Source organism: Aquabacterium soli, assembly GCF_003933735.1.
In the GTDB taxonomy this organism is placed as follows: Bacteria; Pseudomonadota; Gammaproteobacteria; order Burkholderiales; family Burkholderiaceae_C; genus Aquabacterium; species Aquabacterium soli.
This window is the reverse complement of sequence record NZ_RSED01000018.1, coordinates 35,546-62,119: the sequence shown is the minus strand read 5'-3', so window position 1 is coordinate 62,119 and position 26,574 is coordinate 35,546. Positions and strand designations below refer to the sequence as shown.

Here is a 26,574-nt window from a genome sequence, read left to right as displayed (position 1 = left end):
CCAATGATATCCATGTCGCCAGCACACTGTCCTCGTGCCATTTGCATCTCCCACACCACCACGAGGACCTATGACCAAGCTTCCATCACACTCGCAGCTCATCGCTGCACTGGCCTGCGCCGGCCTGTGCCATCTGGCCGTTGCGCATGACGGCACCCATGATGCAGCCCACACCGGCGGCATCCAGAGCAAGCCCGCGACGGCCGTGAAGGCCCCCTATGACATCGTCCACACCAAGATCAGCACCGACGGCAATGTGGCCGTGTTCCACATGCACGTGTCTGGCAAGGCCGGCGCCAGCAAACCCGCGAAAAGCGGCAAGCTCGCTGGCAGCCAGGTGTTCTCGTACGTGTGGCCGACATCGCTGGATCCATCGACCGTGGGCTTCGAGCCCAAGAGCGGCATACTGGCTTTCGCGGTGACCTCGCATCCCGACTTTGACGACACGCCGCTGTTCGACGAGAACGGCGATGGCCGTGCCGACAACGATGGTGATCTGTGGCACTCGCACTGGGTGGTGCTGCAGCCTGACGAGGCCTGCGGCAAGGGGGCGCTGAAGGTGGTCGACATCCCCAAGGATGCCAAGCCAAGGCTGCCCAAGACCTGGCCCGGCCTGCCCATCCTGATCGACAGCCCCGGTTGGTCTCCGTCCTTCAAGGGCGGTACGCTGGAGGTCCGAGTGCCCTTCGATGACATCGGTGCGGTCAACACGGCGAGCTTTGATGGCGTGGCTGCAGCGCTTCGCGTGAATGCCAGCGTGCACAGCCCGCTGCTTTGCGTGGTGGATGTCTTCAAGGTGGCGTCGGGCGATCTGTCGTTGCCCGGCAAGGTCAACCAGTGAAACCAGGCAGCCAGGAGCACATCATGCGCATCTCGGTCTATGACACCCATGTTCAACGCGCCGATGGCCGGCGCATGCACTTCGACATCCTGGTTCCATCGGACATCAGCGATCGAGAACTGGTACTGCAGTATGGCCGGCGCTACCTGGAAGCCAAGGGGGTGGCGCCTGCCAGCCTGATGGCAGAGAAGTGCAACTACTGCCACATGGAGTCTGCCAACCCAGAGGTCGAGCAGGAGATCGCGAGCACCGGCTTTGCGATCATCGAAATGGAGAACTGCGGCTAGCGCGCAGCGTCAGCCTGGCCTAGGCCACGGTCTGGCTCTGCTGGCTGTCCAAGTACGACGCCAGTGCCTCGAAGCTCCGCGCATCCTCACCGTCTGTGCTCACGAACATCTGGCTGAACAGCTGCCTGATGTTCTGTGGCGTGACCTCGGTCTTGTTGGGATCGAAGGTCCTGCCGTCGGGCAGCGTCACATCGCCGCTGCCCATGCGTGAAAGGGCCAGCAGGTTCATGCCGCGCACGGCCTCCGTGTTGCCCTGGGCCACCAGTTCGTCGTAGAGCTTCTTCTCACTGGGCGACAGCTTGGCCATCGTGTTGACCAGCCCTCCCGTCTTTTGCAGGTGGTCGATGTCGTCGGCAGTCCTGGCGGCCTCGGGCTTCGCTCGAATGGCTTCGAGCCTGGCTTGAGAGTTCGACGAATCAGATGCGGCCAGGGATCTGGCCTGTTCCGACAAGGTAAGCTGGGCGCTGGCGGTTCGCGCCTCTGTCAAGCCGAACGAGTCCAGAGGTTTTTGCTTGCTTGCTGCTGGGGCCGAAGCCGCATAGGTGGCAGCGGCGTTGCGAAGGCCGTGAATGATCATCATCACCCCAGGGAGTTGGTATGGTTACTGCATCCAGGTGAATGCATGATGATCCCGGCCGCCTTGAGCAAAGCGCCGTGGAAGGCGGTTTTTGGTGCCCAAGCGCGGGGCTTTGGCTTGTGCTGGGCGTTCTGCATGGAAAGCTCTTGAAAAGAGCCCATCCAGAAAGACTAAAGGGTCAGCAAGTTTTCACTTGCTGACCCTCGTCATTTGGTGCGGCTGGCAGGATTCGAACCCACGACCCCTTGGTTCGTAGCCAAGTACTCTATCCAACTGAGCTACAGCCGCTGAGAGGTGAAACTATAGCATGGTTTCTGCGCTTCTGTCCAATCGGCTCATTTTTTTTGAGATTTCTTCAGTGCTCAGCGCTCGCCTGCCACAGCGGCAGAGCGCCAGTAGCGCGCGGCCTCTTCGGTGCGTTGCTCTTGCTCGGCCAAGCGGGCCAGGGCCACCCAGGCCTGGCGGCGCCGCGGGCCATCGAGCTGCACGTCGTTCGCGGCCGACAACAGCAGCGTGCGGGCCTTGCCCCACAGTTGGCGCTCGGCCAGGGCCAGGCCCACGGCCAGTGCCAGAGAAGGCGTGCGCAGCGCGGTGGTCGACACCTTGTCGAGACGCGGCAGCCATTCGGCCTCCAGGCCCGCCACGCTGTGGCTCAAGGCCAGGGCCAGCGCATCGCAGGCCTCGGCGGAACAGCGCCCGATGTTGTCCCACAGCGGCGCCAGCCAGCGGCGGGCTTCGTCGGGGGCGCCCAGCTCGGCCATGCGGATGGCGGCCCGGCTTGCCACGAGCGGGTCGGTGCGGTCATGCGCATCGAGCTGCGCCCATTGAAGGCGCAACTGATCGGTATCGCGGCTGGTGGCCAGCGCCTCGCAGGCCAGCGTGCGCAGCAGGCCTTGCGCCGCCACCGGCGTGAAGCCCTGGTGCTTGGCCAGCAGGCGGGCCGTGCGCAGGGCCTCCATGGGCTGGTGCGCCAGCCGGGCGGCATTGAGCTTGAGGCGCAGGGCCTGGGTGCGGCGTGCCACGCCGGGTGGCAGTTCGGCCAGGTCCTTGAGCGCACGCGGGGCATCGTGGTCGTCGATGGCGCATTCGGCGGCCAGCAGGCGCGCGCCTTCCTCGGTGGCGCGTGGCTTGCGGGTCAGGCGGCCGATGTCCAGGGCGCGCTGCAGGTGTTCATCGCGCCGGCTGCGGTCCTGCAGTCGGTGCAGGCTGCCGGCCGACAGCAGGTGGGCCAGCGCGGTGAACTCGGCATCGGGCTGCAGATCGGGCGTGTCGGCCTGGATGGCCACGGCACGCTGGGCGGCCTTGTGGGCCCGCGTGAAGCGGCCCGCCAGATACAGTGCCAGGGCCTCGCGCAGGGCCGATTGCGCAGCGCGGTCGCGTTGCGTGGTGCGCCACAGGCGCGCACGTTCAGGCAGGCCCAGCAGGCCGTCCAGGCCGCGTATCAATGAATACACCGCCAGGCAGATCACCACCATGGACAGCAGGAACAGGTTCAGCGAGAGGTCGGTGCGCCAGTTCAGCCAGTAGATGGTGACCACCCCATCGTTGCTGCCCAGGGCGGTGGCGGCCACCACCGCCACCACGGCCAGCACCAGCATCCAGACGATCGTGCGCATGGTGCTCAGCGGCCTGCAGAAAGCGTGGCCAGGGCCGCGAGCGTGTCGTCCGGTCGTGGCAGCTGGGTCTGAGGACTTTGCGTGGCGATGTCGGCCAGCAGGCTCTGCAGGGCTTGGGTCTTGCGCGACTGAGGGTCGAAGTAACGCTTGATGGAGGCCTGGGCCGACTGGATGTCGGCGCCAGCGGTGCCGGTCTGGCGGCTGAGCAGGCCCAGGCGGGCATTGAGCAGCCGCAGCTTGAGGTTCTCGCGCAGGAAGAAGGCCTGCTCGGGGGCGATCAGCATGGCTTCAGGCTGGTTGATGCGGGTCAGGCGCACCAGCGAGCGGGCTTCTTGCCAGACCGTCTGGCCGGCCTTCTGGCTCCAGTCCAGTACGCGTTCCGACCAGGCCGGATCGTCCGTCATCGGGGCCGAGGCGGGCTGGCTGGCGGCACGGGCGGCCTTGGCCGCCTTGCGTGCGCTGACACGGGCAGCTGCGGAAGCTTGCGGTGCCGCGGCATCGGCCGCGCGATCGCCCGGATCACTCAGCAAGGGCAGCTCGTCGACCATGCGCACCGCTTCGTCCATGCGGACGGCCAGCACGGACAGGTCGGCCACACGGGTGGCTTTCAGGCGGTCCAGGTCTTTGGCGATGGCGCGGCGCACGGACTCGAGGCGAGGTTGCTGCGCCCTGGCAATGCGTTCATCGGCGGTTTGCAAGGCAGACACGAGAGGCTCGGCGCTGCCGGTGAGCGTGGCCTGACGCAAGGCCACACGCAGGTTGGCATCGACGTCGATGACCAGGGTCTCGTCGCGTGAGCGGCTCATGGACTTGACCAGATCGTCGATCTGGCCACGCTGCAGGGTCACCTCGGCCAGGCGTGTTTCCAGCAGGGCCACCTTGGCCGCCGCGTCGCGGGCATCGTCCTGGGCCTGCTTGGACAGCAGCCGGGCCTCTTTGGCCTCGTCCTGGCTTTGCTCCTGGCGCTTGACCAGTTCGGCTTCGAGTTGCTGCAGGCGTTGCTGGGCGCTCCAGCCCAGCCAGGCGCCGGCCAGGGCCACAAGGGCCACCGCCAAAGCGGTCCAACGGGCCACGGCGGGCTGCTGCGGCGGCTTGGCGGCAGGCGGCAGGATAGGGGTGGCAGGTACAGGCAGGGTATCGGTCACGAAATCATTGTATCGACCGAGGCCGGGCCGTGCCGGGCTCGGGGTGCTCAGGCGGCTTCGGCGGCCCAGGTTCGTCGTGCATGCGCCACTGCTTCAAGGGTCGGACGCGTGTCACGCACCTGTGAGAAGCCGGCTGCCCTGGCGGTTTCGGCCACGCGAGGGTGGGTGGCCAGGGCCAGGGCGCCCCCGGGCAGGCCGCCCTGGCCGGCCCAGGCCTGCTGCAGGTGTTCGATGGCTTCGGAACTGCTGAGCAGCCACACATGCCGGGCGGGCTGCTGGCGCGCCTCGCGGGCCAGTTGCTGCTGGGCGTCGGTCCAGCGTGCTGCCTGGCGCTGGTAGGCCAGCACGGCCGACACCTGGGCGCCACGCTCCTGCAGGCGCTGCGTGAGCCATTGGCGCCCGCGCGCCTCGCCCTGGTCGCCGCCGCTGGCAATCAACACACGCTGGCCGTCCCAGGGCAGAGGGGCCAGCAAAGGCCACAGGTGCTCGGAATCGAACTGGTCACTGTCGGGCGAGGGGCTGATGAGCTGGCTGTCGCCAAGCCCCGCGTCGGCCAGGCATTGGCGCACGGTGTTGGCCGTGCCGGGCCCTGGTGCGGCGGCCAGGGTGGTGGCGGGCCAGGCCAGGTGTGGGGGGCGCTGCCGGGCGAACCACAGCGCGGCGTTGGGGCTGACGAACATCACCAGGCGCGTGCCGGGCAAGGCCGCCCACGCAGCGTGCACCGCATCGGCTTGAAGAGGGGCGCCGATCTCGATCAGGGGCAGGGCTTCGGCCGGTTCTCCGAGGGCCCGCAGTTGCGCCACCCATTCGGAGGACTGGGGCTCGGGGCGGGTGACCAGGATCTTCATGCGGCGCGGGCCATCCTCTGGGGGCCGCTCAAGAGATGGTGCCCGCGAGCCAGTCCCTGGCACCGGCTTCGATCAGGCGGTCTGCTGCCAGCAGGCCCAGCGCCTCGGCACCTTCGGCCGTGGTGGGCTGGCCCTGGGTTTCGGCATGCAGCAGGCCAGGCCGTTCGGGGTGGCCCAGCAGGGCACGCACGGTGAGTGTGTCGCCATCCCAGGTGCCGTGCGCCGCCAGCGGCATGGAGCAACTGCCACCCAGGGCGCGCGACACGGCGCGTTCGGCCAGCGCGGCCCACAGGGTGGGCGTGTGGTTGAGGGCCTGCAGGGTCTGGTGCAGTTCGGCCTGTTCGGTGCGGATCTCCAGGCCCAGGGCACCTTGGCCTGCGGCCGGCAGCATGTGGGCCGGCTCGATGACCTGGCGGATGCGCTCGGCCAGGCCCAGGCGCTTCAGGCCGGCCGCGGCCAGCACGATGGCGTCGTAGTGGCCTTCGTCCAGCTTGCGCAGGCGGGTATCGAGGTTACCGCGCAGCGGTTCGATGCGCAGGTCGGGGCGCAGGGCGCGCAGTTGCACCAGGCGGCGCAGGCTCGAGGTGCCGACCACGGCGCCTTGCGGCAAGGCGTCGAGCGTGGCGTGCCGGTTCGAGACCAAGGCATCGCGGGGGTCTTCGCGCTCCATCACGGCGGCCAGGACGAAGCCTTCAGGCAACTCCATGGGCACATCCTTGAGCGAATGCACGGCCAGGTGGGCGCGGCCTTCTTCGAGCGCGACTTCGAGTTCCTTGACGAACAGTCCCTTGCCGCCCACCTTGGAGAGCGATCGGTCCAGGATCTGGTCGCCGCGCGTGGTCATGCCCAGCAGTTCGACGGGCCGCGGTGACAGGCCGCCGAGCAGGGCGCGAACGTGTTCGGCCTGCCAAAGGGCGAGGCGGCTTTCGCGGGTGGCGATGATCCAGGGAGCGGGAGAGGCGTGCATGCCTTGATGCTACCAGCGCGGAGCCGGTGCGGCAGGCGCGCCGGATCAACCGATCGTCATCGCGTTGCGGCGCTTCTGGGTCTGGTTGATGTAGCTTTGCAGGGCGCGTTCATCGCTGCCGTGCAGGCCATCGATCTCGCATCCCAGACGGGCGCCCTGGTTCTCGTTGAGTACGGTCACGTGGTGGATCGTGATGCCCACATCCAGCTGGGTGTCGGCATCGAGCTCGAGCAGGCAGCGGCGGATGTGGATGCCGGCGCCCAAGTTGGGCACGTCCTTGGGCAAGGCCAGCGCCACGCCACCAAGGCTCACGTCCAGGATGCGCAGCGACAGCTGCATGTCCGGCAGGGCGGGGTGGCGGAAATGGGCTGTGGGCGTGTGGCTGAGCAGGGGCTTGACGCGAAAGCTCGAGCGCCGCTGGAACCGGTAGACCTGGTTGGGGAAATTGGCGTTCAGGGCGGTGTCGCCACCGCGGACCATCACCGCGCCGTCCACATCGAACTGCACCTTGATGCTGTCCAGGTAGGCCACGGCCACGATCTCGTTGGATTCCAGCAGTTGCTGAAGCCGCGGATCGCCGGTTTCCGCGCTGAAGCAGATGATGCCCCGTGCCGTGTCCACGGCCCACAGCAGCGTGGTGTAGCTGGCACCGCCCGGGCTGCTGAGGGTGACCATGGTGTTGGTCTCCAGCAGCTTGCGCAGGATGGCCTGGATCTCCACGGCCGAGGCAATGCGAAAGTCGTCCAGGTCTTCTTGTTCTCGCATCAACCCCAAAGGCATGGGTTGGTCTCCGTAGGTGGGTCAGTGCAGGCGTTCGCCGTCCGGGTGGCCGGTCATGCGGCTGAGTTCGTTGATCCAGGGCTCGGCCAGGTTGCGGATCTCGGCGTCGTTGCGCAGGATGCGCTGCATGATGCGGCCCTTCAGGGCGATCTCTTCGGCAGGCAGCGGGCTGGCGTTGGCCGCGTGCTTGAGCTGGGCGATCAGCACAGCGCAGGCGCCTTCGAGGCGGACCACGGTGTCCCAGTCGCCGGTGCGGGCGGCTTCCAGCATGTCCTGGCTGGCCTGCTCGATGGCTTCGTAATAGCCCAGCAGGCCGTGAGTGCGGTGGTCTTCTTCCACGCTTGCGATGATCAGTTCGGGGGCGTTCATGCCACCACCTCCTTGTGGATCTGGGCCGTGTTGGCCTGAGAGGCGATGCCTTGCCAGGCTTCGCGGATCGGGGTCATCAGCTGCACGCACTCGTCGATGGCGGCAACGTCGTTCTTGAGGTTCGCATGCGTCAGGCGCAGCGAGATGTAGCCGTACAGCATGTTCAGGTTCTGGGCCACTTCGCCGCCCATGGTGGTGTCCAGGCTGCACTTGAGCCCTTCTTCCACGATGCGGATGGCGCGGCTCAGGGCGCGGCCCTTGATCTCGATGCTGCCGGCGGCCAGGGCACCCTTGGCTTCGGCCAGGGCGTCGAAGTAGCCGTTGAGCAGCAGCTTGACCAGTTCATGGGGCGTCGCACCAGACACGCTGGTTTCGACGCCGACCTGGCGATAGACACCGGACAGCGAGCGCGAACCGGCGGAGGGGATGGGGCGGGAGAAGGGGCTGGCGGGTGCGTACATCTCGGATCTCGGCTTGGGCATGTTGGATATACCTGTTATCGGCCGTGGATGTGGGGGCTTGACCCGGGGACAGCAGAAAAAAGCCGCCTAGTTCCAGCCAGTTGTTTCAGCAGGTTTCAGCTGCTGGTGAGCACGCTCAATTGCTGCGCCACATAGGCGGACAGGCCGTTGAGCTTGGTCATCTGGTTGTCCAGCGCGGTGTACTGCGCGCGCAGGCGGGATTCGACCAGCGTCAATCGATTGTCGATGTCGTCGATCTTCTTCTCGTTGCGCTTGATGGTGCTCTTGATGCCATCCGTGCGGGCGGCGATGCTGCCATCGCTGCCCGCGATCTGGTTGGCCATCTTGTAGAAGCGCTGGCCGATGCCGGCGGCATTGGGGTCCGCATCGTTGCTGGTGGAGAAGAACTTGCGCAGCTCGCCAAGGTTGTCCGTCAGGGCCTTGTCCAGCTTGGTGCCGTTGGTGGTGAAGGTGCCTTCCTTGCCCATCTGCAGCCCGATGTCGGACAGGCGTCCGTACACACTGGATGCGCTGGTCCCGGCGCTGGCCATGGAGCGCAACTGGTTGAGCAGGCCCACGGCGGTGGAGTCGCCCTGCAGCGGGCCGCCGGTCTTGCTCTCGGCGTCGTACATGGTCTGCGTGCGGATCAGGCCGATGGCTTCGTTGTAGGCCTTCGCGAAGGCATCGATGCCGGCGCGGATGCTGGCCGTGTCCTGGCTCACCGTGAGCTCGATCGGCTTGCTCTCGGTGGCGGTGTCCGTGACCTTGTTGAGCTTGATGGTCAGGCCATCGACCACGTCCTTGAGCGTGTTGCTGTCGGAGGTGACTTCCAGGCCGTTGATCGTGGCCTTGGCGTTGCTGGCCTTCTGAGACCGGGTCATGTTCGTGATGTCGGCCGACGGGTCGTAGGCCAGGGCCGACAGGCCCGAGCCATCGCTGTTGGTGCCGTCGGCGTCGGCCACGCTGATGCGAAAGGCGTTCTCGGCGCCGGAGTTCGAGCCGCGCACGACCAGGCGGGCACCCGACGCGTCGGTGATCAGGGAGGCGGTCACGCCGGCATTGGCGGCGTTGATCTTGTCGCGGATCTTCTCCAGCGTGTTGTCGCCGGGGCCGATGTTGATGTTGACGGCGGTGGCGGCGGCCTTGGCTGCGAAGGTCGCGGCAGGCGGGGCGGCGGGATTGTCCGTGAAAGTGCCCAGTTCGATGGTCAGGGTGCCTTCACCCACGACATCGGTCTTGGCGGCAAAAGCGTTGCTCGCCACATACTGCGATTGGGCCAGCGACTGCACCGCCACGCTGTAGTTGCCGGCGGTGGAACTGGTGCTGGACGTGACCGACACGGCGGTGTCGTCGGCCGACTTGGCGGTCGTGGCCTTCCAGAAATCGTCCTTGTTCAGGGCATTGGCCGTGTCCCGGACTGCGGAAAAAGCGCTCTGGATCCGGCCCCAGGTGGACAGGTTGGTGCTGAGCGTGCTGTTTTCAGTCTGGACCTTGGTCTTGGGCGCACTCTCGACGGTCAGCAATTGCTTGATGATGGCCTCGCCATCGATGCCGGCGGCGGAGCCCAGTGAGCTGATGGTGGCCATGATGGAGTCCCTTCACAAATGCAGAACGGTCCAGGGGGCAGAGTTACCCGCCTGGACAGCCTGTGAATCGGCGCATCGTCGTCAAACTTTAGCGAAATGAGTCGTAAACAATTGCGTCTGATCCGTGGATCAACGTTGCAGCAAGCTGAGTACCTGCTGTGGCAGTTGGTTGGCCTGGGCCACCATCGCTGTGCCGGCCTGCTGCAGGATCTGCGAGCGCGACAGGTTGGCGGTTTCGGACGCGAAGTCGGCGTCCATGATCCGTCCGCGTGCTGCGGCCTGGTTTTCCACGTTGGTCTGCAGGTTCGAGATCACGGCCTCGAAGCGGTTCTGAGCCGCACCGAAGGTGGCGCGCGTGTCGTTCACCCGGTTCAGGGCCTCGTCGATCACGTTGATGGCGGCGTCGATGTCGGTGCCGTCGATCGCCGTGGTGCCGTCTTCACGGAAACCGCCGATGGCGATGCCGTTGGCAGGGTTGGCGGGATCTGAGAAGCCCAGGATCACGGTTTGCATCACGACGGCATCGGACAGGGCGGCCCGCACGGCGGGGTCCGTGTCAGACACGCCGGCCTTGTTGCCCTCTGCCGAGCCGGTGCCGAACAGGTCGACTTCGGCGATGGTGATGCGGTCATCGGTGGTGGTGCCGGCGCCCACCTGGAAGTCCAGGTCGTTGCCTTCGCCGTTGAACAGCTTCTGCCCGTTGAAAGAGGTGCCGTTGATCGTGCGCTTGATTTCATCCTGCACGGCCAGGAACTCTTTTTGCAGGTTCGAGCGGTCGCCCTCGCTGTTGGTGGCGTTGCGCGACTGCACGGCCAGCTCCCGCATGCGCTGAAGGTTGTCGCCGATCTTGCCGAGCGCCCCTTCCGCCGTCTGCGACAGCGAGATCGCGTCGTTGGCATTGCGGATGGCGACATTCATGCCGCGCACCTGCGAGTTCATTCGTTCGGCAATGGCCAAACCGGCGGCATCGTCTTTCGCGGAGTTCACTCGCAACCCTGAGGACAGGCGCTGCATGGACACGGCCAGCGACCCCTGAGAGGTGTTGAGATTTCTCTGCGCGTTCAACGACACGATGTTGGTGTTGATCGTTTGGGGCATGTTGCACTCCTAACCAAAAGAATCCAAGGATCTCGGCCCGTCTAGCCGGCCTGCTGTGATTGCAGGCTAAGGACTGAAATCCTTTGACCTGTTAGACGGATTGTCGAAAAAACTTGAGTGCAGCAAACCCTTGATGTGCGCCCCTTAAGGTGGCCAATTCAAAAGAACAAAGCCGCTTCCAGCGCGAAGGCTGGAAGCGGCGTGTGGTCCGTTTTTTTCGGAGTGCGGCAAGCAGGGCCGGGGCCCTTCACCGCGCGGCCGGTTGCCCGGCCGCTGTGTCGATCAGCGCAGCAGCGACAGCACTTGCTGGGGCAGCTGGTTGGCCTGGGCCACCATGGCGGTACCGGCTTGCTGCAGGATCTGCGAGCGCGACAGGCTGGCCGTTTCGGTGGCGAAGTCGGCGTCCATGATGCGGCCGCGGGCAGCAGACTGGTTCTCGATGCCGGTGTTCAGGTTGGCGATCACGGCTTCGAAGCGGTTCTGCGCTGCACCGAAGGAGGCGCGCTTGTCGTTGACGATGTCCAGGGCCTTGTCGATCACGTCGATGGCTGCGTCGATGCTGTCACCGACGGCGGTCACGTCCGCGCCGGCCGAATCCTGGGCGGCGATACCGATACCGGCGGCGGCGGTCCATTCACCGGCCGTGGTGCCCGTGCCCGAGGTGATCGTGGCCAGGATGTTGGTGGCGGCGGTGGTGCGGGTGGCTTCGTCGGTGGCGTCGTCGTAGGTGTCGGTCAGCGTCTTGGCAGCGGTCTTGTCGGCGGCGGCGGCGGCGGTGCCACCGGTCAGTTCGGCGCCAGCCACAGTGATCCGGTCATCGGCAGAGGTGCCGGCGCCCACTTGGAACTCGAGGTCGCCGCCGGCGCTGGTGAACAGGGCCTTGCCGTTGAACTTGGTGCTGGTCAGCGTGCGGTCGATTTCCTTCTGCAGTTCGACGAATTCCTTCTGCAGGTTGGCGCGGTCGCCGGTGCTGTTGGTGGCGTTGCGGGACTGGACAGCCAGTTCACGCATGCGCTGCAGGTTGTCACCCATCTTGCCCAGGGCGCCTTCAGCGGTCTGAGCCAGCGAGATGCCGTCGTTGGCATTGCGCACAGCGACGTTCATGCCGCGGGTTTGGGCGCTCATGCGCTCGGCGATGGCCAGGCCGGCGGCATCGTCCTTGGCAGAGTTGACGCGCAGACCCGACGACAGGCGCTGCATCGAAGCGGACAGCGTGCTTTGCGACGAGTTCAGGTTGCGTTGGGCGTTCAGGGAAATGATGTTGGTGTTGACAGACTGCGACATGGTGCGCTCCTAATGGTCAAAATTAACTACCCGGCGAATAGCGCCGGCGAACACGTTCAAGTGGTTGCCCACTGCGGCGTTTGCCTGCCCGACGCTAGTCAACCGTGTTTGCCAAGGAGGAATGCCTCTCTTGAACAACCTGGCCGGCTAACCGGACCCCGACACCTTTGTCAAGTGCCGTTGCTCAGGTTATCGACCAAGCTGTGGGTCACTTGAGTGACTTTTTTGGCTTGACAGCGGGTTTCTGAAGATTCCTGAAACCGCCGACACCTGAGTGCAGTCCCAGTTATCGACGCGCCTTTTGCCGACTTGAGGCGCCCGGATCAACGTGCTGAACCGAGTGTGTTAGCGGGTGTGTACGGCGCCGTGCCCTGAGGCGAGAGCCCTGTAGGGATCGGCCTTCTCGGCCTGTCCAAGGCTGTCGTAGAAGACCACGAGGTTGTGGGCGGCGAGGTGGCTGCCGCGCCCTGCGACAGCACCTTCCAGATCGGGCGTGTCGCCCAGCTCGAGGCAGCGCAGCCAGCTCGATTCGATCAAGGGCAGCAGGTCTTGGGCGGCCTCGGGTTGGGCCATGGCCTGGCTGAGCAGCACATCGCCCAGCGTGAAGAAGAGGTCGGCCGAATGCGACCAATGCGGCATCTCGGCCTCGGCCAGCGCCACGGCCTCGTCCAGGCGATGTGTCTGCTGGAGCACGAACAGCCAGCGGATCAGCAGGTCGTGCCGCCAGGCGGCTTCGTGCGGGCACAGGGGCCAGGCTTGCGCATAGGCCTGGTGGGCCTGCTCGAAGCGGTCATGCACCTCATGGTCCTTGCCCAGCTGGTACAGCAGGTAGGCGTCATGCGGGCTGGCCTGCAATGCGGCCTGCAGCAGGCGGGCATTGCGGTCGCCCTTGAGCTGCATGGCCTCGGGCGCATAACCATCGTGCCCGATGACCACCGGTAGTCGTTGTACTGGCCACTGGTGCTGGGGTTGCTCATGGATCAAGCCCTGGTAATGCACCCCTTGTGGCAGCACCCGCGAGATCCAGCTGCTGGCGTGGGTCTGGTCTTGGTTGTCGCCCGGCGCCGTGAAAGCGCTGCAAACGGCCACAGCACCCACATGCTCGGGGGGCTGGCGGCGCAGCGCTGCCAACGCTTCCCCACCGGATTGCAGCCATTCATCGGCATCGAGCACGATGTGCCAGTCGGCCGTGCTGTGGGCCAGGGCGGCGTTGCGCGCTGCCGCAAAGTCATCGCACCAGGTGAAGTGGTGCACCTGCGCACCCAGCGCTTGTGCAATGGCCACGGTGTCGTCGGTGGAGCCCGTGTCCAGCACGATCAGCTCGTCCACCCAGGGCTGCACGCTGGCCAGGCAGCGGCCTATGCAGCGGGCCTCGTTGCGCGCGATCATGACCAGGGCGGTGCGGTACATGGCAGGCAGGCGGTGAAGTGCGGGGGGAGGGCGTGGCTTATCGGCATTTGCACGCCGGCCTTCCCGCATTATGGTGAGCGCACTGTCGTGGAGTGAAGCGAAATGCTGGAGAAATCACAGGCTGTCCGGGGGCTGGTCTTCGTGTGTGCACGGGATGCCGAGCCGTATGTCGAACGCTGCCTGCTCGGCCTGGCAGCGCAGCGCAGCGCGGATTTCGATGTGCTCTTCATCGACGATGCCTCGTCGGACCGCACGGCCGCGCTGGCGCGTGCACTGCTCCAGGCCCACTTTGCCGGCCGCCACACCCTGGTGAGCAGCACCGAGCGCAAGGGCAAGGCCCGCCACGCCTTCGAGCAACTGCCCGGCCGCACCGACGCCGACTTCATCGCCGTGCTCGATGGCGATGACGAACTGGTGGACCCGGACATCCTGGGCGATCTGGCACACGCCTATGGCGATGGCTTCGACGTGGTGTGGACCAATTTCGTGACCGACACGGGCGTGGACGGCGGCAACGGCCCGCTCGACCCCTTCGATTCACCGCGCTCGCAAGGCTGGCAGACGAGCCACTTCTTCAGCTGCCGCCAGGCCCTGCTGGCGCGCGTGCCGGCCGCGTATTTCCAGGATGAACAAGGCCAGTGGCTGGACTGCGCCTGCGACTTCGCCATCGCCTACCCGGTGCTGGACCAGACCCGCCGCTACCTTTACCTGCCGCGCACCAGCTACCGCTACACCACGCTCAACCCGCTGTCGCACCATCTGCAGGGCGAACCCTCTGGCAGCCTGAGCTCACCGCGCCAGCGCGCGGCGGCGGCCACCGTGCTGGCCAAGCCGCCCTTGCCCTGCTGGCGGCCGGTGCACAGTCACCAGGTGGCCATGAACCACGGCCTGGCCGTGAAACTGCAGCAGGTGCATGTGGATGTGGCGCAGTGCTTCGCCCGGCTCGAATCGCTGGAGCAGCAGGTCCGTGAGGCGCCTTTCGTGCACCTGGCGATGGAGCGCCTGGTGCGCAGCGAAGACATCCCCCTGGGCTGGCTGCGTGAATCCGGCGCCTGGGCGCTGGACGTGGGTCTGCTGGACCACCTGGCCGACACCATGAACCGCTACCAGCATCCACGCGTGCTGGAGTTCGGCTCCGGCCGGGGCTCCAAAATGCTCGCCCGCCTGGTGGCCAACCGCGGGGGGCGCCTGGTCTGCGTCGAGCACGACCCGGCGTGGGCGGCCCGCACGGGCGGCGAGTTCGCGGCCCATGGCCTGGATGCGCATGCCCAGGTGGTGCATCGGCCCCTGGTCGACACGGAGTTCATGGGGCAGCCGGGTCTGTTCTACGACATGGGCTTCCTGGCCGAAACCGATGCTTTCGACATCGTCATCGTCGATGGTCCGCCAGCCCGCACCTGCGAGCTGGCCAGGCTGCCGGCGCTGCCGGCCGTGGCCGCCCACCTGTCCGCCCAGGGCTTCCATGTCTACCTGGACGACCACGAGCGTGCCGAAGAGCAGGAAATCGTGCGCCGCTGGCTGGTGGCTGCGCCAGAGCTGCAGGCGCGTGCACTCAGCTTCGGCAAGGGCGTCTGCGAGATCACCCCAGGCGCTTGAGGCGTGGCCTGCCCAGGCCGGGCTCAGAACAGGCGCTGGCCTGTCAGGCGTTCGTGTTCGCGCAGTGCAAAGCGGTCGGTCATGCCGGCGATGTAGTCGGCCACTGCACGGTGCAGATCATCACGCTCGGCAAAGCCCGCCTGCATCTCGCGCGGCTGCGTCACGTAGGCCGCGAACAGCTCGCTGATCACCTGCTTGGCGCGCAGCGTGGTCTCGTTGACCTGCGGGTGGCGGTAGAGCTCCTTGAACAGGAAACGCTTGAGCTGCGTGCTGCCCTCGCGCATGCCCGGGCTGAAGCGCACCAGCGGCGGGCAGCGCCGCGCCTGGTCGGCATTGACGGGCATGTGCTCGGCGATGGCGCCGCGCGTGGCGTCGATCACGTCATAGACCTGCTGCGAGAGCATGCGGCGAATGCTGTCGAACAGCAGGCGCCGCCCGCGCACATCCGGGTACTCGCGCAGGGTCTCGTCGCGGAAGTGCACGAACAGGGGCACGGACTCGAACTGCTCCAGCGTGACCAGGCCCGAGCGCACGCCGTCGTCGATGTCGTGCGCGTTGTAGGCGATCTCGTCGGCCAGGTTGCACAACTGGGCCTCCAGGCTGGGCTGCGTGCCTTCGAGAAAGCGCCTGCCGATGCCGCCGGGCTCCTGCGCCTCCAGCAGTTCGGCATTGCGGCGCGAGCAATGCTTGAGCACGCCTTCGCGCGCCTCGAACGTCAGGTTCAGGCCGTCGTAGGCGGGGTAGCGCTCTTCCAGTGCATCGATCACGCGCAGCGACTGCAGGTTGTGCTCGAAGCCGCCATGCGCGGCCATGCATTCGTTCAGTGTGTCCTGGCCGGCATGGCCGAAGGGGGTGTGGCCCAGGTCATGTGCCAGCGCGATGGCCTCGACCAGATCCTCGTTCAGCCCCAGCGAGCGCGCGATGGAGCGGCCCAACTGCGCCACCTCCAGCGAGTGCGTGAGCCGCGTGCGAAAGAGATCGCCCTCATGGTTGAGGAACACCTGCGTCTTGTAGACCAGCCGGCGAAACGCCGTGCTGTGCACGATGCGGTCGCGGTCGCGCTGGAAGCAGTTGCGCGTTGAATCGGGCGTTTCAGGCCGTTTGCGCCCCTTGGATTTGTCGGGGTGGGATGCGTAAGGTGCGAGCCACATGGGTTGTCGATCTCAAACTGCCATGGCTGAGACACTGGTGATCGTGCGCCACATGATAGTGGCCTCGGGGCGGCCTCACCCGCTTATCACGCACAAGCCTGGTCATGGCAGTGCGCCAAACTGGTTCTGGGTTGCGGGCCATCGCACTTGATTATTTCAATAATTCAACTATCATTGAAATATGGAAGAGCAAACCATCATCAGATCCCTGGCCGCGCTGGCCCAGGCCAGCCGCTTGAGGGCGTTCCGTGCGCTCGTGGTGGCGGGCCCCGAAGGCCTCACCCCCGGAGCGCTGACCGAACAGATCGGCGTGGCCGCCACGTCGCTCTCCTTCCACCTCAAGGAGTTGGTGAATGCCGGCCTGGTCACCCAGGAGCGTGATGGCCGGCACCTCATCTACCGCGCAGCTTATGAGCACATGAACGGCCTGATCGGCTACCTCACTGAGCACTGTTGCCAGGGGCGTCCCTGTGCCCCCGGTTCCAACCCCGATCACTCTGCAGCCCCAAGCTGCATCACTTGCTGAAAGGAACCCTCATGAAGCGCTTTCACGTGCATGTCCACGTCGATGACCTGGACCGCAACGTCTCTTTCTACTCTGCGATGTTCGGTGCCCAACCGGCCCGCCTCGAGGTGGATTACGCGAAGTGGATGCTGGATGAGCCGGCGGTGAACTTCGCCATCTCCACCAGAGGTCATGGCCGCCTCGGCGTGGACCACCTGGGCATCCAGGTGGACAGCGAAGACGACCTGAGCGCGATGAAGGCGCGGGCAGAGACGGCCGACATGACGCTCATCGACCAAGGCGCAACGTCCTGCTGCTATGCCCGCAGCGACAAGCACTGGATCGTGGACCCTCAAGGCCTGCCATGGGAGCATTTCCGCACGCTTGGCAACATCCCCGTCTTCAGCGAAGGCGAGCCTGCAGTGGCTGCAACGAAGCTCCCCGAGGTCGCCGCCCCCAACTCGGCCCGCTGCACTCCGAACATGTCGGGCAAACCAGTCGGCATTCCTGTGAAGGCCGGCTCAACGGGCTGCTGCTGAGGGCATCATGACGGTCCATGTGCTGATCCTGTGCACCCACAATTCGGCTCGGAGCATCCTGTCCGAGGGCATGCTGAATCACCTGGCCGCCCGGCTCGGCCGGGACGTGGTGGCCCATAGCGCCGGTAGCGCGCCGAGCGGCCGCCTCAACCCCCTTGCGGTCCAGGTGCTTCAAGCTGCAGGCATCGATACCGCAGGCTATCGAAGCAAGAACTGGGACGAGTTCACGGGACCCGAGGCGCCGCCCTTGTCCGCCGTGATCACGGTGTGCGACGGTGCGGCGGCTGAAGCCTGCCCGGTGTTCTTCGGTGGGAATGGCCAGCCGGTCCAAGTCCACTGGGGCTACCCGGATCCGTCGAACGCCGAAGGGGGTGATGATGAAAAGCTCAAGGCCTTTGAGCTGACCCGCCAAGCGATCGGCTTCAAGATGTTGCAGCTTCTGGCGTTGCCACTGGACGCCATGGACAGGTCCGCGCTGGCTGATGCGCTGGCCGTCATTGCCAAGAGCTGAAGGGCCCATCGTGTCGCAGTCCAAAGCCCAACCGATGAGCGTCTTTGAGCGTTACCTGACCGTCTGGGTCTTCTTGTGCATCATGGTCGGCATCGGGCTTGGCCAGCTCGCGCCGGGACCCTTCCGGGCCATCGGCCTCATGGAGATCGCTCAGGTCAACATCCCGGTCGGCCTGCTCATCTGGGTGATGATCATCCCGATGCTCATCAAGGTGGATTTCGCCAGCCTGTCCCAGGTCAAGGCGCACTGGCGAGGCATCGGCGTGACACTGTTCGTGAACTGGGCGGTCAAGCCTTTCTCCATGGCCTTTCTGGGCTGGCTGTTCGTGCGGGAAGTGTTCGCCCCATGGTTGCCGGCAGACCAGCTCGACAGCTACATCGCCGGCTTGATCCTGCTGGCGGCAGCGCCCTGCACGGCCATGGTGTTCGTCTGGAGCCGGCTGACAAATGGGCATCCCCTGTTCACGCTCAGCCAGGTGGCGCTCAACGACACCATCATGGTGTTTGCCTTCGCGCCGATGGTGGGCCTGCTGCTGGGGCTGTCGTCCATCACGGTGCCATGGGACACGTTGGTGACCTCGGTGGTGCTCTACATCGTGGTGCCAGTGATCATCGCGCAGCTCATCCGAAGCCATCTGCTGCAACGCGGGCCATCGGCCTTCGATGCTGCGATGGCGCGGATCGGGCCATGGTCCATCACCGCGTTGCTCGCCACGCTGGTGTTGCTGTTCGCCTTCCAGGGGCAGGCCATCATCGACCAGCCGCTGGTCATTGCCATGCTGGCCGTGCCGATCCTCATCCAGGTGCTGTTCAACTCGGCGCTGGCCTACTGGCTCAACCGCCAACTCGGAGAGGCTCACAGCGTGGCCTGTCCGTCGGCGCTCATCGGTGCCAGCAACTTTTTTGAACTGGCCGTGGCGGCGGCCATCAGCCTGTTCGGCTTCCAGTCGGGCGCCGCCCTGGCCACGGTGGTCGGCGTGCTGATCGAGGTGCCGGTGATGCTGTTGGTGGTGCGGGTGGTCAACCAGAGCAAAGGCTGGTACGAGGCCCGGGCCGCCTCGGGGTGAGAGCCCCCTTGACCGGTGGGCGCGTTTTCCCTCAACTCACCGGGAAAACGCGCGTCACCCCCACGGAGTGGTTTGTCAATATCGGCCATCGTTTAACAACAACATGGCGACAACATGAGACTCTCCACCACGTTCGCGGGCTTGGCCGCCCTGAGCACCCTGGCCTTGTCCGGCCTGGCCCAGGCCCAGCAGATCTACCCCACGGTCGACGCCAAGCTCAAGCCCACCGAAGACTCGTTCTACACCTCGCCTTCGGCCGCTGAACTGGCCTCTGCCGCGCCGGGCAATGTGCTGCGTTACCGCGCCCTTCCGGCCAGCGCGCTGTCGTCCAACCTCAAAGAAGGTTGGCAACTGATGTACCGGTCGAACAACAACAAGAACCTGCCGGTGGCCATGGTGACCACCGTGCTGATCCCCAAGAGCGCCCCGGCCACCGGCCGCAAGCTGCTGTCCTACCAGGCCTTCTACGACAGCCTCACGCTGAACTGCTCGCCTTCCGGCCAGGCCACGTCCAACGCCCTGATCGAGAAGACCTTCTTCAACTCGGCGCTGAACAAGGGCTATGTGGTGGCCCTGGCCGACTACGAGGGCCTGGACTCACAGTGGATCGTGGCGCGCAACACCGCCCATGGCGTGCTCGATGGCATCCGTGCCGTGCAGCGCTTCAGCAAGAGCGGCCTGAACGCCGCCACGCCCGTGGGCATGCTGGGTTACTCGGGCGGCGGTTTCGCCACGGCCTGGGCCGCCGAATATGCGCCCACGTATGCGCCTGAGCTGAAGATCGTGGGCGCGGCCCAGGGTGGTCTGCCGGTCAACCCGATCAATGTGGCCAAGAAGGTCGATGGCACATTCTGGGCCGGTGCCTACATCGGCGCCGTGGTCGGCCTGTCGCGCGGCTACCCCGAGATCAAGATCGAGGACTACGCCACCCCTGCTGGTATCGAGGCGGTCAAGGATGCCGGCACGCGCTGCCTGACGGGCTTCCCCAACCTGCTCACGGCCTACGCCTACAAGAAGGGTTCGGCCTACTACAAGGATCCCAACTTCCTTGATCTGCCCGTGATGCAGGCCATCAACCGCGAGAACACCCTGGGACAGTTCGTGCCCCAGGTGCCGCTGCAGATCTTCCAGAGCGTGGGTGACCAGCTGATGCCCATCGCCGATGTCGACGCCCTGGTGGACAACTACTGCGGCAAGCGCGTCAAGGTGGAGTACAAGCGCGTGGCGGGCACCGACCACGTGCTCGGTGGCCTGTACCTCAGCGGTGGCCTGAACTACCTGCTGGACCGGTTCGATGGCAAGGCCGCGCCGAACACCTGCAAGTAAGCAGGTTCAGGTGTGCGCGGCGATCACGTCGCGCACCACCGCATCGGGTGCGGGCCGCATGCCGGCCTGGCCCAGCGGGCCGATGACCACGAAGCGGATCTCGCCGTCCTCGGCCTTCTTGTCGACCTGCATCAGCTCGATGTAGCGGTCGGCACCCAGGGCCGGGCCGCGCACGGGCAGGCCGGTGCGCTCGATCAGGTGGCGGATGCGCCGCGAGGTGGCCTCGTCGATCAGGCCCAGGCGGGCTGACAGGTCAGCGGCCATCACCATGCCGCAGCCCACGGCCTCGCCGTGCAGCCACGCGCCGTAGCCCATGCCCGCCTCGATGGCGTGGCCGAAGGTGTGGCCGTAGTTCAGGATGGCGCGCAGGCCGGACTCCTTTTCGTCCTGGCCCACCACCCAGGCCTTGATCTCGCACGAGCGGCGGATGGCATGGCGCAGGGCGGCGCGGTCACGTGCCAGCAGGGCGTCCATGTTCGCTTCCAGCCAGCCCAGGAACTCGGCATCGGCGATGGGGCCGTACTTGATCACCTCGGCCAGGCCGGCCAGCAGCTCGTTCTGCGGCAGGGTGTCCAGCGTGACCAGGTCACAGACCACGCGCTGGGGTTGGTAGAAGGCCCCGATCATGTTCTTGCCGGCCGGGTGGTTGATGGCCGTCTTGCCGCCCACGCTGGAATCGACCTGCGCCAGCAGCGTGGTCGGCACCTGCACGAAGGGCACGCCGCGCATGTAGCAGGCGGCTGCAAAGCCGGTCATGTCGCCCACCACGCCGCCGCCCAGCGCGTACAGCACCGTCTTGCGGTCGGCGGCTTGTTCGAGCAGGTCGGTGAAGATCTGGTTGAGCGCCGGCCAGTCCTTGTACTGCTCGCCATCGGGCAGTTCGGTCACCAGCACCTTCTTGTGATGGCCGGCCAGTGCCTTTTGCAGGCGTGCCGCATACAGCGGCCCCACCGTGGTGTTGGTGACGATCAGCGCGGTGGATGATTTGGGCAGCCCGGCATAGGTGGCGGGCTCATCGAGCAGGCCTTCGCCGATCAGGATGTCGTAGCTGCGGTCGCCCAGGTCGATGGACACCGTGGCGGTGCCGGACGTGCTGGGGGAGGGCGAAAGCTGCGCGGGGATCGATGCCATGGGAACCTTGTGAGCCCGACCGCGCGGCTGGGGCGGTGCCCGGGCCGGTCAGACCCTGCGGTCCGCTGCCCGGCGCGACGCGGGGGCATCTGTTGAATGGGGGTGACGAGCCTGACCCCGGCACTGAAGGCTAACGGTTAGGGCTGCTTCGTTCCCGACCTGACCCGTTTGGCCGCGCCCCCATGCGAGGAGGCCCGTCACCGGTGATTGTAAGGCATGCCGCAAAGACCGCGGCCCCGGCCTGTCGTGAAACAGGGCCGGGGCCGTGCAGTAGTCAGGTGTCCGAAGGCCTGGAAGACCTGCTTACTTGGCTTCGCCCAGCAGTGCGGGCTTCAACGACGAGTCGGCCGGGTTGGCGCCCAGCCAGATCTTCAGGATGGCGTTGTAGAAGGCCGGATCGGGCAGGGCGCTGCCCACGGTCTTGCCGTTGACCTGGAACACGGTGTTGCTGCCGTTCCAGTCGCCCAGGATGATGTCGCCCTTCTTGAGGCCGCCGACCTCCTGGAACAGATCGCCCAGCTTGACCAACTGGTTCACGAACTTGGCCTTTTCGTCCTTGTCCAGGTTCTTGTTGATGCCGGTCAGGAAGGCGTCGCCGAACTCTTCGCCGCTCAGGTCACGGAGCATCACGATCTTGAAGCGCTTGGGGCCTTGCAGGGCGAGGATGGCCTCCGTCGTGTTCTTCTTCTCGGGCAGATACAGGCCCAGGGCATAGACCTTGAAGATGGCCTTGACACGCAGGCCGGCGCCATTGAGCACCAGGTTCTTGCCCGTCACCGTCATGGTGTCTTCGAGCTTGACGCCGCCGACCTCGACGGCCTGGGCAGGCATGGCGGCGCTCAAGGCCAGGGCAGCAGCGGTCAGAACGGAAAGGGTGAAGCGTTTCATGGTGTGTCCTTGTCGTGTGGTCCGTGGAACAGGGCGCGTGGGCCCGATGCGAAGCGCGCCCATCAGGACGCGCGGTTGAGGATATGTATTAAACGCGAGCGTCCCGGCTTCGGTGGACACCGCCTGCCATTTCCCGCCTGGGGTTTGCCTGCATGGACAGCCGGTTGGCGGGCTGGCCTGTCAACCGGCCGTGGCAGGCGAGTCTTCCAGCTTGAACACGCTCACGACCTGGGCCAGGCCGGCGGCCTGGTTCTGCATGGACTCGGCGGCGGCGGCGGCCTGCTCCACCAGCGCGGCGTTCTGCTGCGTCACGCTGTCCATCTGCAGGATGCTGCGGTTCACGGCCTCGATGCCATCGCTCTGCGAGCGGCTGGCCTCGGTGATCTCGCTGATGATGTTGCTGACGCGCTGCACGCTGGACACCACGTTCTGCATGGTGCTGCCGGCCTTGGTGACCAGCTGGCTGCCCAGCTCCACCTTCTCCACCGATTCGTGGATCAGGGTCTTGATCTCCTTGGCGGCCAGGGCCGAGCGTTGGGCCAGGGTGCGCACCTCGCCGGCCACCACGGCGAAGCCGCGGCCTTGCTCGCCGGCCCGCGCGGCTTCCACTGCCGCGTTCAGTGCCAGGATGTTGGTCTGGAAGGCGATGCCGTCGATCACCGCGATGATGTCGACGATCTTGCGTGAGGACGCGTCGATCGAGCCCATGGTGTCGACCACGCGCGAGACGACCTCGCCGCCTTGAGTGGCGATGGTGGAAGCCTCGCTGGCCAGGCTGTTGGCCTGGCTGGCGTTGTCGGCGTTCTGCCGCACGATGCGCGTCAGTTCGGTCACCGCGCCCGAAGTCTGCTGCAGCGAGGCGGCCTGCTGTTCGGTGCGGATCGACAGGTCCGAGTTGCCCGAGGCGATCTGCGTGGAGGCCGAGGCGATCATCTCGGTGCCCTGGCGCACATTGCCCACGATGCCCTGCAGGCTGCGGTTCATGTGGTCCAGCGCCTGCATCAGCTGGCCGGTCTCGTCCTGGCTGCGCGTGACGATGGTGCTGGTCAGGTCGCCCTTGGCCACCTGCTGCGCGATCTTCACGGCACGGTTCAGCGGCAGGGTGATGCTGCGGGTGGCCAGCAGCGCCACGACCACGCTGATCAGGGCGGCGGCCACGGCCAGCGCCAGGATGAAGGCCATGGTGGCGCGGGCCTGGGCGGTCGATTTCTCGCCGGCTTCTTCCATGCTGCGGTTCTGCTGCTCGATCAGCGTGTCCAGCGCGGCGAAGTACTTGGTCTGGGCCGAGCGCACCGAGAACAGGAACTTCGTCATCGCGTCTTCCTTGAGGTTCTCGTTGATGAGCCCCACGAAGGCCTTCTGACCCTTGAATGCCTTGGCGCGCAGGGCTTCCATCGTCTTGAGCATCTCCTGGCCCTGCGGGTCGGTGATCACCTGCTGCAGCTTGGCGACGTGGGCCTCGTGGATCTTGTTGTACTTTTCGATGTTGGCCAGCTCGCCCTTGATCTGCTCGTCATCCGTCATCACCAGGATGCTGAGCATGCTGCGCGACATCTCGTTGAGGTCGGCCTTCATGTTGTTGGCGATCACCGTGCGCGGGTAGGTGGTCTGCGTGAGCGATCCCACCTCGCTGCTCAGGCTCTGGATGCGCATCAGCGCCAGGCCGGCCAGCAGAATGAGCAGGGCGATGACCAGGCCGAAGCCGATGGTCAGGCGTTGTCCGATGCGGATGTTGCGGATGTTCATGCGTCAGTCTTGTCGTGGGCGCCGATGGCTGATGCGGGCCGTTGGCGCGGTCGAACCAATTGCGCTCTGGGGGCAAAGCCCTTACAGCGGCACTCAAGGTGTTTTCGACCTGGAAATGGCAAAACTGAACCCCGGGAGGATCCCGCATGGGGAATCAGGACAAACCGTGACCTTGTTGGCGCTCCCATGTGCAAAGAGGCCCGTGCAGGCCTCTTTTTTGCTTGGTTGATCAACGGTATCCGTTCATCGGTGGTTGATCAGCGCAGCTGCAGTTCGTCGCCGTCGAAGGTCACGTTCAGGGGCTCGATCACCACGCGTTTGGGACCCTCTTCCACACGGCCAGCCACCCAGGCGTCGATGCCCAGGCTGCGCGAGATCTCGACGGCGCGCTCGGCCTGGTCGGCGGCCAGGTACAGCGCGAAGCCCGCGCCCATGTTCAGCGTGCCGTAGGCCTCGTGGTCGTCGAGCTGGCATTCGCGCTGCATGAAGTCGAGCACGGCGGTTTTTGGGGGCACGCTGGTGATGCGGTAGGTGAGTGCCTTGGGGTGGCGCATCAGCTTGCGCCAGCCATGGCCGGTGACGTTGGCGCAGTAGTGCGGTGTGATGCCGGCCTTGGCCAGGGCTTCGGTAACGGGCGAATACAGCACGGTGGGCACCAGCAGGGCCTCGCCGTAGCTCTGGCCGTTGCCGATGTCGGTCAGGTAGCCCTGGGGCAGTCGTTCGGCCAGCTTGCGTGCCAGCGACAGGCCATTGGCATGGATGCCGCTGGCCGCCAGGAACACGATGGCGTCGCCCGCGCCCAGCTTGTCGCCCACCGACAGGCGGCTCTTGGGGCTGATGATGCCGGTGCAGGACGACGCCAGGTCCACGCGGCCATCGGCCACGATGCCGGCCAGGGCGGGCGTCTCGCCACCGCCCCAGGCCACCTGGCAGGTGTCGCAGGCCTTCTTCCAGCCGGCCACCAGGGCCTGCGAGCGCTGCGCGTCGTTGAACCAGTCGGAGCCGCCGGCCGCCCAGTAGGCCTGGACCACCAGGGGCGTGGCGCCCACGGTGATCAGGTCGTTCACGGCCATGGCGATGGTGTCCTGTGCGATGCCGTCGTAGTAGCTCTTGCCCGTGAGCTTGGCCATGTCGTCGGCCACGAGGGGCTTGGTGCCCAGGCACTCGACGATGGAGGCCAGGTACATCGGGCCCACATCGACCACGTAGGCCGATTCGCCGCGCGAGGCGCCCACTTCGCTGAAACCGTGTGCGCCCAGGTGGCTGCCCGTGGCGGCTGCCGCGCGCTGTGCCGCGATCTTCAGCGGGTCGATCAGGTCGTAGTTGACGCCGGCCTGGTCGTAGGTCAGCGGGGTGTTGGTCGGGGGCGTGGTCGAGCTCATGGCGGCGGGGTGCGGCTGAAGGGCGGCGGAGCGGCAAAAGCAGGATTATCCGACACGCGGGGCGCGCTCAGCGCCAATTCAGGCCCCGCATCTAGACTGGGCGCATGAACACCTCCCTGCTGTCATCCCTGCCGATCCCGCTGCAGACCGCGCTGCTGCTGGTGCTGTCCAACCTCTTCATGACCTTTGCCTGGTATGGGCATCTCAAAAGCCTGGCCAGCAAGCCCTGGATCGTGGCGGCCCTGATCAGCTGGGGCATCGCGCTGTTCGAGTACCTGCTGCAGGTGCCTGCCAACCGCATCGGCGTGCAGCAGCTCAGCGTGGGGCAGCTCAAGATCATGCAGGAGGTGATCAGTCTGAGCGTGTTCGTGCCCTTCGCGGTGTTCTACCTGGGGCAGCCGTTCAAGCTGGATTACATCTGGGCGGCGCTGTGCCTGGTGGGAGCGGCGTACTTCATGTTCCGCACCTGATCACTGGCTGATCTTCAGGGCTTCTTCGACCTGGTATTCAAAGTAGCGCTGGCCGCTGAAGGCGATGGTGGCCATCAGAACCCCGGCGCCCAGCACCAGGGCCAGGATCACGGCGATCACGGCCGGCCAGCCGGCAGCGGGCGCGTCCTCGCGTCCTGCCAGGCTGGGGTTGTGCTGAGCGTGCCAGCGCTCGTCCGGCGTCAGCCCGATCAGGATGGTCTGCAGCATGGCGGCGGCAAAGGCCAGGCCCAGCAGGGGCATCAGCACCCAGGCGAGGTGGTCGTCCTGCCCCAGCTGGTCCATGCGGTGCAGCCCCCACAGGCCCAGCAGGGTGGGCAGGGGGTAGAGCCAGCCCCAGGGATCGGCCAGCCCGCCCAGGTAGAAGCGGTGCAGCCCCAGCGGACCGCTCAGCAGGCCCAGCCAGGCCGCCAGTGTCTTGGACCGGTAGCGGGGCTGTCTGGCTGGGGCGCCGACGGGGATGGGGGCGGTGTGGGAGGTACTGCTGCTCATGGTGCACGAATGCCGTTTGCCACGGGTGGCCTTGCCCGCTATAATGCTCGATTTTCCGGCTTGGGCATCCCTTGAGGCTGCGCGTATCTAGTCAAGCGGGAAGGCTGGCGTCTTTTCATGACACGGGTTGATCCCTGTCAGGCTTGGCGCCTCATGACGGTCCGTGCGAGAGTGTCTCCCCGGACTGGCCGTCGCATCATCATCTGAAGGACACATCATGGTCGTGATTCGACTGGCTCGCGGCGGCTCCAAGAAGCGCCCGTTTTTCAACATCGTTGCCGCTGATGCGCGCAACCGCCGTGACGGCCGCTTCCTGGAGCGCGTGGGTTTCTACAACCCCGTGGCCTCGGGTCAGGCTGAAAGCCTGCGCGTGGCGTTCGACCGCCTGGAGCACTGGGTCAGCCATGGCGCCCAGGTCTCGCCGACCGTGGCCCGTCTGGTCAAGGATGCCAAGGCCAAGGCCGCAGCTCCCGCCGCCTGAACC

The 26,574-nt window shown here is 66.0% G+C and carries 28 protein-coding genes, 1 tRNA gene and 1 other RNA gene; 10 read left to right on the top strand and 20 right to left on the bottom strand.

Annotation, left to right across the window (positions count from 1 at the left end; genetic code table 11):
- The first annotated feature begins 70 nt into the window (after nucleotides 1-70).
- Nucleotides 71-841 (top strand): hypothetical protein, encoded by a 771-nt coding sequence (locus tag EIP75_RS18765; RefSeq protein WP_125244818.1) that lies wholly within the window; start codon nucleotides 71-73, stop codon nucleotides 839-841.
- Nucleotides 842-864: 23 nt separating this feature from the next.
- On the top strand, nucleotides 865-1,128 hold the full coding sequence (locus EIP75_RS18760) for a DUF2024 family protein (RefSeq protein ID WP_125244817.1): 264 nt from the start codon (nucleotides 865-867) through the stop codon (nucleotides 1,126-1,128).
- A 19-nt stretch (nucleotides 1,129-1,147) separates the two neighbouring features.
- Here the strand turns inward: EIP75_RS18760 and EIP75_RS18755 are convergent, their stop codons facing one another.
- The 13 genes from EIP75_RS18755 to EIP75_RS18695 all read right to left on the bottom strand — a co-directional run bounded on the left by EIP75_RS18755 (nucleotide 1,148) and on the right by EIP75_RS18695 (nucleotide 13,269).
- Complete coding sequence (locus EIP75_RS18755; protein ID WP_125244816.1) at nucleotides 1,148-1,708, bottom strand: DUF632 domain-containing protein; 561 nt, start codon at nucleotides 1,706-1,708, stop codon at nucleotides 1,148-1,150.
- Between the two features lie 208 nt (nucleotides 1,709-1,916).
- Nucleotides 1,917-1,993, bottom strand: a tRNA-Arg gene (locus tag EIP75_RS18750).
- Between the two features lie 74 nt (nucleotides 1,994-2,067).
- Nucleotides 2,068-3,321, bottom strand: a complete 1,254-nt coding sequence (locus tag EIP75_RS18745) for a heme biosynthesis HemY N-terminal domain-containing protein (protein WP_125244815.1) — start codon at nucleotides 3,319-3,321, stop codon at nucleotides 2,068-2,070.
- Between the two features lie 5 nt (nucleotides 3,322-3,326).
- Nucleotides 3,327-4,466 (bottom strand): uroporphyrinogen-III C-methyltransferase, encoded by a 1,140-nt coding sequence (locus EIP75_RS18740; protein WP_233584946.1) that lies wholly within the window; start codon nucleotides 4,464-4,466, stop codon nucleotides 3,327-3,329.
- Nucleotides 4,467-4,513: 47 nt separating this feature from the next.
- Nucleotides 4,514-5,314, bottom strand: coding sequence for a uroporphyrinogen-III synthase (locus EIP75_RS18735; protein WP_125244814.1), 801 nt, complete (start codon nucleotides 5,312-5,314; stop codon nucleotides 4,514-4,516).
- 28 nt (nucleotides 5,315-5,342) lie between these two features.
- A complete protein-coding gene (gene hemC / locus EIP75_RS18730) occupies nucleotides 5,343-6,281 on the bottom strand; it encodes a hydroxymethylbilane synthase (protein WP_125244813.1) in 939 nt (312 codons plus the stop codon).
- Nucleotides 6,282-6,326: 45 nt separating this feature from the next.
- Nucleotides 6,327-7,061, bottom strand: a complete 735-nt coding sequence (locus tag EIP75_RS18725) for a flagellar brake protein (protein ID WP_233584945.1) — start codon at nucleotides 7,059-7,061, stop codon at nucleotides 6,327-6,329.
- A gap of 21 nt (nucleotides 7,062-7,082) precedes the next feature.
- Nucleotides 7,083-7,430, bottom strand: a complete 348-nt coding sequence (locus tag EIP75_RS18720) for a flagellar protein FliT (RefSeq protein ID WP_125244812.1) — start codon at nucleotides 7,428-7,430, stop codon at nucleotides 7,083-7,085.
- Nucleotides 7,427-7,912: a flagellar export chaperone FliS gene (gene fliS, locus EIP75_RS18715; RefSeq protein WP_233584944.1), complete on the bottom strand. Its 486-nt coding sequence runs from the start codon at nucleotides 7,910-7,912 to the stop codon at nucleotides 7,427-7,429. The genes EIP75_RS18720 and fliS overlap by 4 nt, the downstream gene beginning before the upstream one ends.
- A 95-nt stretch (nucleotides 7,913-8,007) precedes the next feature.
- On the bottom strand, nucleotides 8,008-9,477 hold the full coding sequence (fliD, locus tag EIP75_RS18710; RefSeq protein WP_125244811.1) for a flagellar filament capping protein FliD: 1,470 nt from the start codon (nucleotides 9,475-9,477) through the stop codon (nucleotides 8,008-8,010).
- Between the two features lie 129 nt (nucleotides 9,478-9,606).
- Nucleotides 9,607-10,575 (bottom strand): flagellin N-terminal helical domain-containing protein, encoded by a 969-nt coding sequence (locus EIP75_RS18705; RefSeq protein WP_125244810.1) that lies wholly within the window; start codon nucleotides 10,573-10,575, stop codon nucleotides 9,607-9,609.
- A 282-nt stretch (nucleotides 10,576-10,857) separates the two neighbouring features.
- Nucleotides 10,858-11,859 carry a flagellin N-terminal helical domain-containing protein gene (locus tag EIP75_RS18700; RefSeq protein WP_125244809.1) on the bottom strand — a complete coding sequence of 334 codons (1,002 nt, stop codon included), beginning with the start codon at nucleotides 11,857-11,859 and terminating at the stop codon, nucleotides 10,858-10,860.
- A gap of 345 nt (nucleotides 11,860-12,204) precedes the next feature.
- On the bottom strand, nucleotides 12,205-13,269 hold the full coding sequence (locus EIP75_RS18695) for a tetratricopeptide repeat-containing glycosyltransferase family 2 protein (RefSeq protein ID WP_125244808.1): 1,065 nt from the start codon (nucleotides 13,267-13,269) through the stop codon (nucleotides 12,205-12,207).
- 102 nt (nucleotides 13,270-13,371) lie between these two features.
- Between EIP75_RS18695 and EIP75_RS18690 the strand changes: the two genes are divergently transcribed.
- Entirely contained in the window at nucleotides 13,372-14,865 is a 1,494-nt protein-coding gene (locus EIP75_RS18690) for a glycosyltransferase (RefSeq protein WP_125244807.1), read from the top strand.
- A 23-nt stretch (nucleotides 14,866-14,888) separates the two neighbouring features.
- Here the strand turns inward: EIP75_RS18690 and EIP75_RS18685 are convergent, their stop codons facing one another.
- A complete protein-coding gene (locus EIP75_RS18685) occupies nucleotides 14,889-16,016 on the bottom strand; it encodes a deoxyguanosinetriphosphate triphosphohydrolase (protein ID WP_125244806.1) in 1,128 nt (375 codons plus the stop codon).
- Nucleotides 16,017-16,197: 181 nt separating this feature from the next.
- On the opposite strand from EIP75_RS18685, the gene EIP75_RS18680 reads away from it, so the two are divergent.
- The 5 genes from EIP75_RS18680 (at nucleotide 16,198) to EIP75_RS18660 (ending at nucleotide 19,963) form a co-directional block, all read left to right on the top strand.
- On the top strand, nucleotides 16,198-16,542 hold the full coding sequence (locus tag EIP75_RS18680) for an ArsR/SmtB family transcription factor (protein ID WP_125244805.1): 345 nt from the start codon (nucleotides 16,198-16,200) through the stop codon (nucleotides 16,540-16,542).
- An 11-nt stretch (nucleotides 16,543-16,553) separates the two neighbouring features.
- Complete coding sequence (locus tag EIP75_RS18675; RefSeq protein WP_125244804.1) at nucleotides 16,554-17,060, top strand: ArsI/CadI family heavy metal resistance metalloenzyme; 507 nt, start codon at nucleotides 16,554-16,556, stop codon at nucleotides 17,058-17,060.
- A gap of 7 nt (nucleotides 17,061-17,067) precedes the next feature.
- Nucleotides 17,068-17,571 carry an arsenate reductase ArsC gene (locus EIP75_RS18670; protein WP_125244803.1) on the top strand — a complete coding sequence of 168 codons (504 nt, stop codon included), beginning with the start codon at nucleotides 17,068-17,070 and terminating at the stop codon, nucleotides 17,569-17,571.
- A gap of 34 nt (nucleotides 17,572-17,605) precedes the next feature.
- Nucleotides 17,606-18,637: an ACR3 family arsenite efflux transporter gene (gene arsB / locus EIP75_RS18665; RefSeq protein ID WP_125244856.1), complete on the top strand. Its 1,032-nt coding sequence runs from the start codon at nucleotides 17,606-17,608 to the stop codon at nucleotides 18,635-18,637.
- 114 nt (nucleotides 18,638-18,751) lie between these two features.
- On the top strand, nucleotides 18,752-19,963 hold the full coding sequence (locus tag EIP75_RS18660) for a lipase family protein (RefSeq protein WP_125244802.1): 1,212 nt from the start codon (nucleotides 18,752-18,754) through the stop codon (nucleotides 19,961-19,963).
- Nucleotides 19,964-19,969: 6 nt separating this feature from the next.
- Here EIP75_RS18660 and aroB read toward each other — a convergent pair whose 3' ends face one another.
- The 5 genes from aroB to EIP75_RS18635 form a co-directional block, all read right to left on the bottom strand.
- The gene (gene aroB / locus EIP75_RS18655; protein ID WP_125244801.1) at nucleotides 19,970-21,094 is read right to left on the bottom strand and encodes a 3-dehydroquinate synthase; all 1,125 of its coding nucleotides are present in this window, start codon (nucleotides 21,092-21,094) and stop codon (nucleotides 19,970-19,972) included.
- 101 nt (nucleotides 21,095-21,195) lie between these two features.
- Nucleotides 21,196-21,293: signal recognition particle sRNA small type (gene ffs, locus EIP75_RS18650), an RNA gene on the bottom strand.
- A 104-nt stretch (nucleotides 21,294-21,397) separates the two neighbouring features.
- Nucleotides 21,398-21,982 (bottom strand): chalcone isomerase family protein, encoded by a 585-nt coding sequence (locus tag EIP75_RS18645; RefSeq protein ID WP_125244800.1) that lies wholly within the window; start codon nucleotides 21,980-21,982, stop codon nucleotides 21,398-21,400.
- Nucleotides 21,983-22,162: 180 nt separating this feature from the next.
- A complete protein-coding gene (locus tag EIP75_RS24900; RefSeq protein ID WP_125244799.1) occupies nucleotides 22,163-23,728 on the bottom strand; it encodes a methyl-accepting chemotaxis protein in 1,566 nt (521 codons plus the stop codon).
- 257 nt (nucleotides 23,729-23,985) lie between these two features.
- Nucleotides 23,986-25,110, bottom strand: coding sequence for an AIR synthase-related protein (locus tag EIP75_RS18635; protein ID WP_125244798.1), 1,125 nt, complete (start codon nucleotides 25,108-25,110; stop codon nucleotides 23,986-23,988).
- Nucleotides 25,111-25,214: 104 nt separating this feature from the next.
- Between EIP75_RS18635 and EIP75_RS18630 the strand changes: the two genes are divergently transcribed.
- A complete protein-coding gene (locus tag EIP75_RS18630; protein WP_199758649.1) occupies nucleotides 25,215-25,580 on the top strand; it encodes a DMT family protein in 366 nt (121 codons plus the stop codon).
- On the opposite strand, the gene EIP75_RS18625 is transcribed toward EIP75_RS18630, so the two are convergent.
- Nucleotides 25,581-26,090: a hypothetical protein gene (locus EIP75_RS18625; protein WP_125244797.1), complete on the bottom strand. Its 510-nt coding sequence runs from the start codon at nucleotides 26,088-26,090 to the stop codon at nucleotides 25,581-25,583.
- 217 nt (nucleotides 26,091-26,307) lie between these two features.
- Here EIP75_RS18625 and rpsP point away from each other — a divergent pair, with 217 nt between their 5' ends.
- A complete protein-coding gene (rpsP, locus tag EIP75_RS18620; RefSeq protein ID WP_125244796.1) occupies nucleotides 26,308-26,571 on the top strand; it encodes a 30S ribosomal protein S16 in 264 nt (87 codons plus the stop codon).
- Nucleotides 26,572-26,574: the final 3 nt, after the last annotated feature.